This window comes from Nostoc sp. (assembly GCF_036916985.1).
In the GTDB taxonomy this organism is placed as follows: Bacteria; Cyanobacteriota; Cyanobacteriia; order Cyanobacteriales; family Nostocaceae; genus Nostoc.
Genome location: NZ_JBALFD010000097.1, coordinates 39,960 through 53,119 on the forward strand (window position 1 = coordinate 39,960; position 13,160 = coordinate 53,119).

At 41.9% G+C, this 13,160-nt stretch carries 10 protein-coding genes; 5 read left to right on the plus strand and 5 right to left on the minus strand.

The features are described from left to right. The first annotated feature begins 568 nt into the window (after window positions 1-568). Window positions 569-1,738: a homocysteine biosynthesis protein gene (locus tag V7L07_RS31670; protein ID WP_335063891.1), complete on the plus strand. Its 1,170-nt coding sequence runs from the start codon at window positions 569-571 to the stop codon at window positions 1,736-1,738. A gap of 111 nt (window positions 1,739-1,849) precedes the next feature. Here the strand turns inward: V7L07_RS31670 and V7L07_RS31675 are convergent, their stop codons facing one another. Next, window positions 1,850-2,875 carry a hypothetical protein gene (locus V7L07_RS31675; RefSeq protein ID WP_335063423.1) on the minus strand — a complete coding sequence of 342 codons (1,026 nt, stop codon included), beginning with the start codon at window positions 2,873-2,875 and terminating at the stop codon, window positions 1,850-1,852. A gap of 379 nt (window positions 2,876-3,254) precedes the next feature. On the opposite strand from V7L07_RS31675, the gene V7L07_RS31680 reads away from it, so the two are divergent. Continuing rightward, complete coding sequence (locus tag V7L07_RS31680; protein ID WP_335063425.1) at window positions 3,255-4,148, plus strand: tetratricopeptide repeat protein; 894 nt, start codon at window positions 3,255-3,257, stop codon at window positions 4,146-4,148. 74 nt (window positions 4,149-4,222) lie between these two features. On the opposite strand, the gene V7L07_RS31685 is transcribed toward V7L07_RS31680, so the two are convergent. From V7L07_RS31685 to V7L07_RS31695, 3 genes are all read right to left on the minus strand, one after another. Further along, entirely contained in the window at window positions 4,223-4,843 is a 621-nt protein-coding gene (locus V7L07_RS31685; RefSeq protein WP_334768679.1) for a TMEM165/GDT1 family protein, read from the minus strand. Between the two features lie 347 nt (window positions 4,844-5,190). After that, entirely contained in the window at window positions 5,191-5,643 is a 453-nt protein-coding gene (locus V7L07_RS31690) for a DUF29 domain-containing protein (RefSeq protein ID WP_335063427.1), read from the minus strand. A 174-nt stretch (window positions 5,644-5,817) separates the two neighbouring features. Next, window positions 5,818-6,777: a protochlorophyllide reductase gene (locus tag V7L07_RS31695; protein ID WP_179067186.1), complete on the minus strand. Its 960-nt coding sequence runs from the start codon at window positions 6,775-6,777 to the stop codon at window positions 5,818-5,820. Window positions 6,778-7,490: 713 nt separating this feature from the next. Between V7L07_RS31695 and V7L07_RS31700 the strand changes: the two genes are divergently transcribed. From V7L07_RS31700 to V7L07_RS31710, 3 genes are all read left to right on the plus strand, one after another. After that, the gene (locus V7L07_RS31700) at window positions 7,491-8,897 is read left to right on the plus strand and encodes an AAA-like domain-containing protein (RefSeq protein WP_335063429.1); all 1,407 of its coding nucleotides are present in this window, start codon (window positions 7,491-7,493) and stop codon (window positions 8,895-8,897) included. 113 nt (window positions 8,898-9,010) lie between these two features. Next, window positions 9,011-10,612 (plus strand): AAA-like domain-containing protein, encoded by a 1,602-nt coding sequence (locus V7L07_RS31705; RefSeq protein ID WP_335063431.1) that lies wholly within the window; start codon window positions 9,011-9,013, stop codon window positions 10,610-10,612. Window positions 10,613-10,616: 4 nt separating this feature from the next. Continuing rightward, the gene (locus V7L07_RS31710) at window positions 10,617-10,787 is read left to right on the plus strand and encodes a hypothetical protein (protein ID WP_335063433.1); all 171 of its coding nucleotides are present in this window, start codon (window positions 10,617-10,619) and stop codon (window positions 10,785-10,787) included. A gap of 149 nt (window positions 10,788-10,936) precedes the next feature. On the opposite strand, the gene recQ is transcribed toward V7L07_RS31710, so the two are convergent. Next, a complete protein-coding gene (gene recQ, locus V7L07_RS31715; RefSeq protein WP_335063893.1) occupies window positions 10,937-13,096 on the minus strand; it encodes a DNA helicase RecQ in 2,160 nt (719 codons plus the stop codon). Between the last annotated feature and the right edge of the window lie 64 nt (window positions 13,097-13,160).

Sequence of the window (13,160 nt, forward strand, 5' to 3'; positions counted from 1 at the left end):
CCCGCAGGGTATTGCCCCTACTGGTGTACCTCACGTGAACGAGAACCGCCATATAGAGCAGCTTCACTATAAATAGTTAGCCTTCTAACTTTGGCAACATCCCTTTTATTCCCACTCTTAAGTAGTTTCTCCCTTCCCAAAACTTTCTATAATGTGCTATTGTTTTGCATTTTGCGATCGACTAGATGGTTTAGAATGCTTTACCAAAGACAGAAATGTTTCTTTTGGTTTACGTAAAATCATTTAAGTCCAGTAAGTCTAATCAATCTTAACCATACATACATTTGATTGATAATGCAAGGCTTTTTAGATAGTAATTTTACTTAGATAAAAGATATTTTTAACATAAGTATTGTACTTGCCCCAAAAAAATATATGATTTGGACTTTGCAATAGTTGAATTATTTTTTTATGGATTTTAACCTCATCTAGAGTGTTAATCTTTCGCGCAGAGATTGGCGACAACTATTTCAAGATGAAACAATACAAGAGTCTCCATAATCTGCGCTCACAATGAGCAATGAAGATTTCTTTTCCCCATTCACCAGGAAGCGCTAGCACTGATAAAATGCGAACAATTGCAGAAATTAACGAGAAAATCAGCCGCCAACGTGCAGTAGTGTTGACAACTGAAGAGTTAAAAGCACGAGTTGTAGAAATCGGTGTTACTAAAGCTGCTAAAGAAGTTGATGTAATTACCACTGGCACTTTTGAGCCGATGGAGTCAAGTGGTGCAATTATTAATTTGGGACACACTGATCCCCCAATCAAAATTCGTCGCTGCTGGTTGGATGGCGTGCCAGCATACTCTGGTTTTGGGGCAGTAGATTTATATTTGGGTGCGAGTTGTGCTATGGAAGCGATGGACGGTGAAGAAGTCCGAGAACGTGGCGGCGGTCATGTAATCGAAGATTTGATCGCTGGTAAACCCATACACGTAAAAGCCCAAGGACAAGTAACAGATTGTTACCCCAGAGCAAATTTTGAAACTACAATTACCAGTGAAACGATTAATCAGTTTTATTTATTCAATCCGCGCAATCTTTATCAAAATTTTATTGTTGGTGTAAATGGTGGCGATCGCCCCCTTTTTACCTATCTCGGCCCATTGCAACCACGTCTAGGGAATGCCGTTTACTCTAACCCTGGTGCTATTTCTCCTTTACTCAACGACCCCGATTTGCAACTCGTTGGTATAGGTACTCGAATTTTTTTAGGCGGTGGTATTGGCTATGTTGCCTGGGAAGGTACTCAGCATTTTCCCTTACAAAAGCGTTTACCTAATCGTACACCGATTGGGCCTTCTGCGACTTTAGCTTTAATTGGTGATGCCAAGCAAATGGATGCTCATTGGGTGCGGGGGTGTTACTTCAAAAGTTATGGCCCCTCATTAATGCTAGGTGTTGGTGTACCACTCCCTGTATTAAATGAACAAGTAGTTGAATACTGTGCTGTGCAAGATCAAGATTTAGTCGCGCCAATAGTGGATTTTTCTATTCCCCGGCGTGTCCGTCCCACCTTTGGTTTGGTGAGTTACGCTCAACTCAAATCTGGTCGGATCACTATAGAGGGCAAAGCTATACGCTCTGCCCCCTTAGCAAGTTTGTTTTTTTCTAGGCAAGTCGCTCTAGAGTTGAAAAAGTGGATCGAAGCAGGTACGTTTACCCTTACAGAACCAGTTTCTCCAATTCCAATGGAGCGATCTTTTCTACCCCAAGACCGGCGGACGGATTTTTGAGGCTGGGGAGTGGGTATTGGGTACTGGGGACTGGGGACTGGAAAAATTAGTTGAACTGTAGTATTTAATCTAATCCGCAATCCCTAATCCCTAGTACCCAATACCCAATCCCTACTCTTGAGTCGGTTTCGGTCGCTTGATGGGTTTAGGAGTGGGTGTTTTTGGTATAGGCTTTGACACCACAGAGGGGTCGCTGCTTACGCCTGTTTTCTTGATGGGACGAGGGGTTTCGCCACTGCTGCGTCTGGGGGGGAATGGTTTTCTTCCACCAGCACCACCACCGCCAGCACGAGGCGCACCTTTGAATGGTGGTTTGCGTTTTTTGGGCAAATCAGCGATCGCCTCAGCTTTTTCTACGATCAAAACGTCAGCTTCTCGCTTGGCTTGGAAGTCCCAGAATTTTCCTACTGCTTTAGTGGTCAGCACACCCCTCAATTTCAACTTAAAATATTTGGGTTTATCAGTTGATTTGCGTGGAGCCTGCCTAATTTTGACTACCAAACTTTTAGCATCAAAAGACTGGTATACTACTTCACCACGAACAGAAAAACCACCATCTGCAACTTCTGATGAGGGTATTATGGCTGTGTTTAGTTCAGAATTTTCGGATAAGCCATCATCGGGTGTCTGTAAATCTTGCAATTCCAAATCTGACTCGTCCTCATCTGTTGAGTTTTTAGCCAGATTTTCTGGCTCCCAAACTCCGACGATTTGGATGTGCAAGGTATCATTTTCTTGTCTTGTACGTGGATATACTACCCAAAGGTGTTCTTTTTCTAAGTCTAGGTGATTCTTGACTAAGCTCATAATCCGGCCTAGGAGGACGGCATTGAGTTCTACACCATCTGCGGTCAGCAGAGTACCTTGAGTAAATTGTTCGCTGCTAGCATGATAGCGACCCCGGACTAATCCGATCGCTCGATACTGCATCGGTTCACTGGGAGGCGGAATCGGTTGCTGTCGATTGATCAAGTTCCCATTTGAGTCAGTCTCGCTGGGTTTGACAGGCGAATTTTCAGGTTTAGAGGAGTGGGCTGCTATGTGATGAACATTAGCGGCTGCCTCTATTTTAGTTGGGCCCTGGTTAGAGGCAGAAGAATTGGAAGATTCAGGCAACGGCATCAGGTCGGAATTCATAAAAACTCCTTGCGGCGGAGACACATCCCATTGTGGGATTTTACAAAGGCAGCTGGAAAGAGCATTTGTGCGACTGATTGAAAGTATATTGGCTTTTCACAAAGTCACACCAGGGTACTCTAGACAATCCTAAAGGCGCTAAATTTAGTGTATAAACACTAAATGTCTAATTTAGCGGCTTTACACTAGTTTCGGAAGCATATCATAGCTACAATTTTGACGGCTCCTCCTAAAGTCATCACTTACTTTAGCAGTGTAGATAGTTAATTGTTATAAAATTCACAGGCAATTGGCAGTATTCCGCAAAGTTTTGGAAATTTTTAACTTTACGATTTGTGTAAATGCTCATGTCATTAAAATTTAGGAGAAAGACAAAACTGTGTCTCAAACACGCAATCGCTGGATAGTTCAAGTCATCTTGGCGCTGGCAATTCTTGCTTTTGTGGGTGTTTCGGTGATTCCCATAATTGGAGCATTTAATAATACGCCATCCTCAAGTCAAAATACTGCTAGCACCAAAGGCAGTTTGTCCCCCGCTGACCAAAAATCAAAACTGGAAGACGAAGCACGAGGTTATGAACAGGTTTTGCAAAGGGAACCAGAAAATCAGACTGCGCTTAAGGGCCTATTACAGGCGCGGCTGCAACTATTAAGTCAAAAAGAAAAAAGTGAGGTAAAACCTGCTGATATCCAAGTAGTCATTGAACCACTAGAAAAGCTGGCCAAGCTAAATCCCGAACAGTCTGAGTATTCAGTGCTACTAGCTCAAGCCAAACAGCAAATTGGCGATCGCGAAGGAGCCGCTCAAGCTTATCGCTCGATTTTGTCTACAAAGCCAGGCGATTTGAAGGCTTTGCAAGGAATGGTGGCTCTGTTAATGAGTCAACAACGCCCCGAAGCAGCCATTGGTTTGTTACAAGAAACCCTTTCTAATGCAGCCCAAGCAAATACAATCCAGCCTGGAAGTGTAGATACGGTAGCCGTGCAAGTGCTGTTAGGTTCTGTTCATGCTTCTCAGAAACGCTATGCTCAAGCTAGCTCTGCTTATGACCAGGCAATTAAGAAAGATCCCAAGGATTTTCGCCCCGTTGTGGCAAAAGCCATGCTTTTTAAACAACAGGGCAAAGACGCAGAGGCAAAACCTTTGTTTGATAGTGCCGCAGCTTTAGCACCTGCTCAGTACAAAGACGAAATTAAAAAGGCAGCAACGCTTCCTCCTATTCCTAAATCTGCTCCATCTTCCGCGCCTTCATTGGAAAGTAAGCCGAAATGATGGGGATTGGGGATTGGGGATTGAGCATTGATTATTAATTCTCCCCCTGCCTCCCCTGCCTCCCCTGCTTCCCCTTACGCTCCCTCAATGGCGGCAACGACACCAAAGACTAAAAACAGGAATCCGCCAATTAGGGTAAGTTGACGCTCAGAAATTCGTCCGGCAATCATTTTGCCACCGATAACTGCGATCGCAGCACAAATGGCATGTCCTAAAATTCCACCTATTGTCACTCCAACAGGATTATTACCTGCGGCTAGGGCAATGGTGGCAATTTGGGTGCGATCGCCCCACTCTGCCATAAATGTCAACACAAAGGCTTCTATGATAATTGCCAAGGATGTCTTATGCTTTGGTAATTGCAAATCTGCTTGTTTCACCGCAGCTTCGGCTTCTTCTACAACTTCGGTATCACAAGCAGCAGCGGACATTTTACTAGCGTCGTATAGCAGCTTGATTCCAAAGGCAATAAATAAAGCTATTTCGGCATAATGAATATAAACTTTTGGTAACAGAGATACCGCTTGTCCAAATATCACCGAAAGGATTGTCATCGCTGCCAAAGCAGATGTAACACCGATAAATACCAGCCGCCGCGGGTGGTGCATTGCCAAAATTACAGCAATAAAAAATGTTTTATCGCCTAATTCTGAAACTGTAATTAGTAATAAAGCTGCGGTAAAAGCTGTTAACACTCTCTCAAGCTCCTAAAGAATCGTTTACCGATGTGAAGCTTGATGAGAGCCAAAAGACCTCACCAAGTTTACACTTTTCGGTGTGAACTTAGTGAAGGTCTCGCTATCAAATATTTATTATTTGCCACCTGAACCAGGCTCATCGCCAGTATGTTGATTCAGATGTACTGGCTTTTTTTAGCCAGCAGCTACTCCCCTTCTATGCGTTTACGATCATACAATATTTTACATGTATCAGTCAAGTTTAGGGACAAATAGCACTTACTTAACCTAGATTTAGATCCCTGACTTCTTCGAGAAGTCGGGGATCTGGGCAGCAACTTTTGCTATACAGACCGATTCAGGGCTTACTGAGGTAAAAACTCATCATCTGTGACTTCTGCTAGCTGGTATAGACAGTTCAGAGGAAAGGATTCCATTGACAAGCCAGTTTTAGCTTTTGCTTGCTTAACCGCTTGTGCATAACACTCAGCAAAAACTATCTCAAGATAGGATTTGAGACTTGGTGAATCATCTAGAGCTTCTTTGACACGTCTACGATGTTCAATAATGCTTCCTTCCCAACTTCCGTTTCTTTTGTCAGGCTGAAACTGCCATTTGAGCAAATGCACCAGAATTACAATCAGATTACTCTTGAGACTGCGGCGCTCACTCCTTCCCATATCGGCAATTTCTTCAATTAGGTTCTCCCACTCAACATTTGCGTAATCCTGATTTTGCAATTTTTCTACAGTCGTTTCTAGCCATTGCAAGTAATCAGTCTCATATAGGGTTTGGGAATGCGCCTTTAGGGAAGACATGGCAGTTTCTATAAGAAATGTTTAGATAACTTTTCGCATCTTTTTACAATTAAGATTGGTGCGTTGACACAGTGTAACGCACCCTATGGGCTAAAGTAATTGCACACAATGCCAATTCATTCAAAAAAATAAATCAATGAATCATGCACAAGGTTAACACTACCTCCTGTCTGATTACGCAAGTCCAACCAACTTAGCGCTGAGTTCCCATACGCGATCGCCTTTGTCATCATCACGGGCTTGAGGAGAAACCTTTTGTACAAAGGACTTACCATCTTTCTTCTGGCGATTTCCCCAACTCCAATAGACACCGGATTGATTATACTCAGGATCGGCAACCACGGCAGCAACCCTTTCTCCTGCCAACTCCTGAGACACGTATCCCCCAGTGATATACTTCTGGAATAATGGGAAGATTTTCTGAAACAGGGGATAGTGGTTTCTAAATAGCGGTGTTTCGGCAACACATCCCGGATAGAGAGAATTGAAGACGATACCAGTTGACTCGTGATAGCGATCGTGCAGTTCTCGCATAGTTAGTACGTTGCAAACCTTGCTGTCTTTGTAAGCTTTGACTGGCTCAAATTTCTTGCCATCAATCATTGCGATCGGTTCTTTAAACCCTTCTGCAAAACCCTGTAAATCTCCCAAATCAGGACGTGGCGGAATTTTCCCACCCAGTTCGTCTGGATTATGGGTGACGGTTCCTAAAATTACGAGCCTTGGCTCTAAAGATGATTTCTTCAGATCCTCTAGCATTAGGTTGCACAATAGGAAATGACCCAGATGATTGGTGGTGACAGTTAACTCGTAGCCTTCTGGACTGCGTAACGGCTCCTTGATTAAGGGCATATAAATTGCAGCGTTGCACACCAAAGCGTCTAGAGACTTTCCAGTTGCTCGGAAGTTCTTCACAAATTGTCGAACACTTTCCAAGGAGCCAAGGTCAATATGTATGCTGGTATAACTGTTGTAGGGGATATCCACAGCTTGGGCTGCTTTTTGTGCCTTCGCTAAATCCCGACATGCGAGTACTACATACCATCCCTTGTCAGCAAGAGCTTTTGCAGCATATAAACCCACCCCCGAAGAGGCACCCGTAATTACAACCGTTGGCTTCTGATGTTGTTCCATTTTGTTCGCACTCCATTGACTCTTTCTAGGATCTCACACCAGTGAACCATCGTTATCACTAGCTTTTCAAAGTTGTATTCGGCTGAACTAACCTCTTACTCCAAGTAGCAAGGACTAATCTTTAAGATAAAAATATATAATTATACAAAGAATATTTAAAAATATATAAATAGAATAATCATTGTGATGTATTGATAGAGTTGAAAACTGTATCAATGCAATCTGGGATTTTTGTGTGTTTAAGTATTTTTTCAGATGTATTCAGATGTATATTATTAAATAGTCTAAGAGGTTGTTTGAAAAGTCTAATTTATTATTCATCGGGCGACTGGAAGTCGCGGCTACACAAACCAAACCCACGTCCGTGGGTTAAAAACTCTTGATTTTCTCTTAGTCTATGCTCGCGTAGCGTTCCGCAGGAAAGGTGGACTAAGTTTTGTGTAGTAGCGAATTCTATGAGACTGTTGGCGAATTAATAGGGGGTCTAACCCATCATTCCTGATTACTCTGATTTGGGTCTGTTTCAACGGACTTGAGCTATTAGCCCGAAATTTATTTCAGGGGGGGAAAGCAACGCCAAACCAATGTTTTAGGGGTGAGGGGTCAAACCCACCGTGAATTGACCAACAGTCTCATTGTATTCGCCCAATACTTTTCAAACATCCTCTAAAAAGTATAAGTAAATTTCCTAGCTGCTTAACAATTTATACGCTGTGGATAAGCTTCTACAATCTGTAAAAAAAATTCTGCAAGACAAGCCTCTCGGTTCAATTCAGTGGTTTGTGCTATATCAATCATGGTTGGGCAAAACTTACGGTGAAATGGCAGAGGCATCAGGCTACGGCAACAATTACATCAAGGAAGTTGGCTCTGAGTTATGGCAAGACCTTTCCATCGCACTTGGAAAAAGAGTAACGAAAAAAAATCTCCACTTAGCCTTGAACAATCACCTGCAAGACGAGATCGGTAATCAAGAAAATCAGATCCAACCAAAGTTCGGCGCAGAATCTAGCTTAGAAATGGTTTCTCCAGACTTTTTTTCAGCAAGCAAGATAGAATTTCCTAGCGGCCCTGTTGCCTTGGGTTCTCCTCTTTACATCAATCGCCCTTCCCTGGAAGAACTTGTCTGTAATGAGATTTTACATCCTGGTTGCTTAATCCGCATCAAAGCACCTAGAAAGATGGGAAAAAGTTCTCTACTGAATCGGATGATTGCTTACGCTAGAGAGCGAGATTATCAAATTGTCTATTTAGACTTTCAAGAAGCTGATCAAGACGTTTTTGCTTCCCTGGATAAATTTTTGCGTTGGTTTTGTATAAATGTCAGTAGGCAATTCAATCTTTTTCCCTGTCTAGATGATTTTTGGGATATAGAAATGGGTAGCAAAGTAAGCTGCAAAATCTATTTTGAAGCATATCTGTTGCAATACGTTAATGATAATCCTATAGTTTTGGCTTTAAATGAAGTCCATCGGGTTTTTGAACATCCCAATATTGCCCAAGACTTTCTGCCAATGCTGCGATTTTGGCATGAACAAGCAAAGCAAGATGAAACTTGGCAAAAACTGCGGATGGTAGTGGTTCACACCACAGAAATTTATATTCCGCTGAAACTCAACCAATCGCCTTTCAATGTAGGGCTAACAATTACACTGCCACCATTTACCCTCAAGCAGGTACAGAATTTAGCATTACGTTACGGATTAGATTGTGCAGGAAACTCGGAAGGGGTAAAATGCCTTGCATCCCTACAAGCAATGGTAGGAGGACATCCCTATCTGGTAAGCCTTGCATTTTATCATCTCTGTCAGGGAGAAATGACGCTGGAGGTGTTATTAGAAACTGCATCTACACCAATAGGAATTTACGGTCAGCATTTACGAGAACTGTTGACACTACTGCAAAGAGAACCAGAATTAATGTCAGCTATGCAACAAGTAATTGCAACAGATGAAAAAGTGGAGTTAGAGGTGATCGCAGCTTATAAATTAGAAAGTATGGGGTTGGTTCAATTGAACGGCAATCAAGCTAGCGCCATGTGTGAGTTATACCGTCTTTATTTTAGCCAACAGTTGGGAAAGCAAAATGACGCTAATGCTTCTAGGAAGTTTTTAAGCTAGTTTTGAGGGTTTTTAATAAGAACTTGATTACTATCAATAACTATATAAATTTTCTCAGATTTTCCAAGACAAATTCCTTGATTTAGATATAAAACGAATTTAAAATCAATAAAATGAATAATTATCGGTATCAAGTTGGTGGTACGCTCACCAGTGATGCTCCTAGCTATGTCGAGCGCAGAGCAGATATAGAGCTTTATGAAGCATTGAAACAGGGTGAATTTTGCTACATTCTCAGCTGTAGGCAAATGGGGAAATCTTCACTCATGGTAAAAACAAAGCACCGCTTGCAACAAGAGGGCTTTAGATGTGCCACCGTTGATATGACTAATATTGGTTGTGAAAATATAACTCCAGAACAATGGTACAAGGGAGTTGTTGGTGATATCTGGTTAAGTTTTAAACTATTAGGAAAAGTCAATTTAAAAAGCTGGTGGCAAGAACACAATGATATTTCTTTGCTTCAGAAACTTAGTCGGTTTATTACAGAAAATCTCTTAGCTCAGTTTCCTAACGAAAGATTATTTATTTTTATTGATGAAATTGATAGTATTCTCAGCCTTGATTTTTCTGTCGATGACTTTTTTAACTTGATTCGGTTCTGTTATAATCAAAGAGCAATTGATCCAGAGTATCATCGGATTACATTTGCAATTTTTGGGGTTGCGACACCTTCAGACTTAATTCTAAATAGAAATCATACCACCCCATTTAATCTTGGTAAAACCATCCAAGTAAATGGTTTCACTTTTGAAGAAGCTCAACCACTATCTTTGGGGCTGGATATTAAAGACAATCATCCCCAGAAAGTTTTGAAAGAAGTATTAGCATGGACAGAAGGGCAACCATTTCTTACTCAAAAGCTGTGTCGGTTACTGGTAAATTTATCTCAAGATGATGTTGGTAGAAAGCTGAAAATTCCCCCTGGCACAGAAGAATTTTGGATAGAAAATGTGGTGCGATCGTACATGATCGAGAAATGGGAATCACAAGACGAACCGGAGCATTTGCGAACAATTCGCGATCGCATCCTCAGAAACGAACAAATTGCCGCTAGATTGCTAGGAATCTATCAGCAAATTCTCCAAGGAGCAAAAGTAGCAGCCGACGATAGTCGAGAACAGGTAGAACTGTTGCTCTCTGGTTTGGTGGTTAAAAAGCAAGGTTTTCTCCAAATCAAAAACCGCATTTATCAAGAAGTTTTCAATTTAGAATGGGTTGGAAAAAAATTAGCTTATTTGCGTCCCTACTATGAAGCCTTCAATGCCTGGGTAGCCTCAAAGGAAAAGGATAAATCTCGCCTATTGCGCGGACAAGCCTTGATTGATGCCCAAACTTGGGCAAATGGTAAAAGCTTGAGCAATTTAGATTATCGATTTTTAGCTGCTAGTGAAGAATTAGATCGGCGAGAAGTGCAGCAGGCATTAGAAGCTGAACGTGCCAAAGAAGTCGAAGCACGACTTACAGAACAACAAAAAAGACTGGCTCAACAAAAGAGAGCTGCTACAATCGTGACACTTTTGCTGGCGGGTATGACAATTAAATTGGTGATTTCTATATTGTGGGGAGTGTCGCTTTTAAGAAAGATTGATGCTTTAGAATCACAGTTAAAATGCACGCAGATGGAGCATGAGGGTAAAGTAATAAATACAAATTCTCGGTTAGATGGATGCTATTTAAAGTTGCTCAAGGAGTTTTCTAAAAAATGTATCTAAGAATATGGTTTTTTTGACAACAGTCGGCTTTATAGGTATCGCTCTGTGTGCGATCGCAAAAGTTTTCGGTCTACTGAATTTAGATAAAAAGATTTATTGGGGAGATGAAACTTTCACATCACTAAGGCTTTCAGGCTACACAACAATTGCGAACGAAGCGAAGCGAACGCAATGACGGGTTTTGGATCATTTATTTTTTGGAATACTCTTAAGTAGATCGACGTAAGGCTTTACGCTGGGCTATCTGCCACTCGTACAGAATTCATTCTGACTCCTGATTCCTGAATTCTGCTCAAGAAAATTAGGTAATAGAGAAAAATACGATCACTTGCGATTTTCGCGCCGCCACTTACCGCGTACTAAGCGAATTTCATCAAAACTATAGCTTTCACCTAGTTGTTCTCGAATTGGTGTCAAAGAGATATCACCAAGCACTTCTAAAACTTGCCAAATTTTTTGTTGATGTTCAAGAGATACTAACTGATTTAAATCTACAGGCTGATTTTTTTCAATTAAATCTGCCAAATGACGAATAATTGTTGTAGGGCGAATGTTGCGTTTTTTGGCAATTTCATCAACACTCAAACCTTGTTTATGCAATTGGAATGTGAATACTTCTGTGTCGGAAGGTAAACTAATAGAGGGTGTAAAATTAGCCGGTGGTGGATCTAGCAAACCTTTTTCTTGGCGGTAGGCGCGAATTTCTGTGAGAAATTTATCGCCATATTGGGAAAGTTTGTGACTGCCAACGCCTGAAAGTTTACCAAATTCGGTTATTGTTGTAGGCTGTTGCTGTGCCATTAATTTCAGGGTAGAATCCTGAAAGACAACGTAAGGTGGAACGGCTTGTTCATCGGCAAGTTGTTTACGGAGCGATCGCAACCTCTGCATTAATATCTCCGCTTCAACAGCTTTTTCACTGCCTTCTTCCCAATTAATCTTCTGTGCTACCGGAACAGCAAGGGAAACTGTACGCTGTCGCCGCATCACTTCCCAACTGAGAGGGTTAAGCTTCAAAACCGAGTAACCATCGCTAGTCTGTTCTAGCAATCCTTGATGTAAAAGCGATCGCCCCAACATTCGCCATTCATCCACACTTTTATCTTTGCCAATACCGTAGGTAGAAAGTTGATCGTGTTCATTTTGGACGATTTTCTGGCTTTTTGCCCCCCGCAATACATCAATAATGTACAGCATCCCAAATCTTTCTTTACAACGTGCCACACAAGATAAAAACTTCATGGCTTCAATTGTCCAATCTTGCATTGGTTTGGGATAACGGCAATTATCGCAGTTACCGCAATTTCCCGGAAAACGTTCTCCAAAATAACCTAGCTGAATTGTCCGGCGGCAGACAGTACCTTGAGCATAGTCAATTACTTGACGCAGTTGTTGTTTAGCTATCAACTGTTCTTGAGGATCGGTTTTTTGATCAATACTCCATTCAATGGTTTTAATATCACTAAAACTGAAAAAAAGTGTACAACGTGATGGTTCGCTATCCCTTCCCGCCCTCCCTGATTCTTGATAATAACTTTCTAAATTACGCGGTAAATCAAAGTGAATTACTAACCGCACATCTGGCTTATTAATGCCCATCCCAAAGGCAATTGTTGCCACCATGACACGCACATCATCTCGAATAAATCGAGTTTGATTGCTGCTGCGTTCTTCATCAGTTAATCCGGCATGATAAGACAAGGCGGCAATCTTATCATTTTGTAATTTAAAGGTGAGTTCATCAACTTTTTTTCGCGTCAGACAATAAATAATTGCTGAACCATCACTTTCTCGAACTAGTTCTAATAATTCAGCATAAGCAGACTTGCTTTTAGAACGAACTTCATAGTAAAGATTTTGACGGTTAAAGCTAGCAATGTGGATACTGGGTTGCTTTAGCCCTAATTGTTGGATAATATCAGCCCGGACACGATCGGTTGCTGTGGCAGTCAGGGCAAGGGTAGGAACATCAGGATAACGTTTCCGCAGAGATTTCATCTGACGGTATTCTGGGCGGAAGTCGTGTCCCCACTCAGAGACGCAGTGAGCTTCGTCAATGGCAAAGGCCGCAATGCCAATTTTTTCCTTAACTAAATCGAGAAATGGGAGAAATCTTTCACTCAACAGACGTTCTGGGGCAACGTAAAGTAATCTCACTTTGCCGCTGAGGATGGCTTCTTCCCGCGATCGCACTTTATAAGGATTCAGACTACTATTTAAAAATGTGGCAGCAATGTTATTATTCCGCAATCCTTCCACTTGGTCTTGCATCAAAGCGATTAATGGCGACACCACCACCGTTAAACCTTTTTTGATCAATGCAGGTAACTGAAAGCACAGAGATTTACCCCCGCCCGTAGGCATAACAATCAATAAATCTCGATTTTGCAGCGCATCTTCGATAATTTGCCGTTGTCCGGGGCGGAATCTGTCGTAACCGAAGTGATATTTTAGCGCTTGTTCGAGATTGGGGTACTGAAGCATAGCGATACCTACGGTGGGCTTTGCCAACGCTTTTTCGGGGGCGTTCTGCGTGGGTTAGTTATTG

Coding starts and splice junctions, on each gene's coding strand:
- V7L07_RS31670 (WP_335063891.1), top strand. CDS start 569: ATGCGAACAATTGCAGAAATTAACGAGAAAATCAGCCGCCAACGTGCA.
- V7L07_RS31675 (WP_335063423.1), bottom strand. CDS start 2,875: ATGAATTCCGACCTGATGCCGTTGCCTGAATCTTCCAATTCTTCTGCC.
- V7L07_RS31690 (WP_335063427.1), bottom strand. CDS start 5,643: ATGTCTTCCCTAAAGGCGCATTCCCAAACCCTATATGAGACTGATTAC.
- V7L07_RS31695 (WP_179067186.1), bottom strand. CDS start 6,777: ATGGAACAACATCAGAAGCCAACGGTTGTAATTACGGGTGCCTCTTCG.
- V7L07_RS31705 (WP_335063431.1), top strand. CDS start 9,011: ATGAATAATTATCGGTATCAAGTTGGTGGTACGCTCACCAGTGATGCT.
- V7L07_RS31710 (WP_335063433.1), top strand. CDS start 10,617: ATGGTTTTTTTGACAACAGTCGGCTTTATAGGTATCGCTCTGTGTGCG.
- recQ (WP_335063893.1), bottom strand. CDS start 13,096: ATGCTTCAGTACCCCAATCTCGAACAAGCGCTAAAATATCACTTCGGT.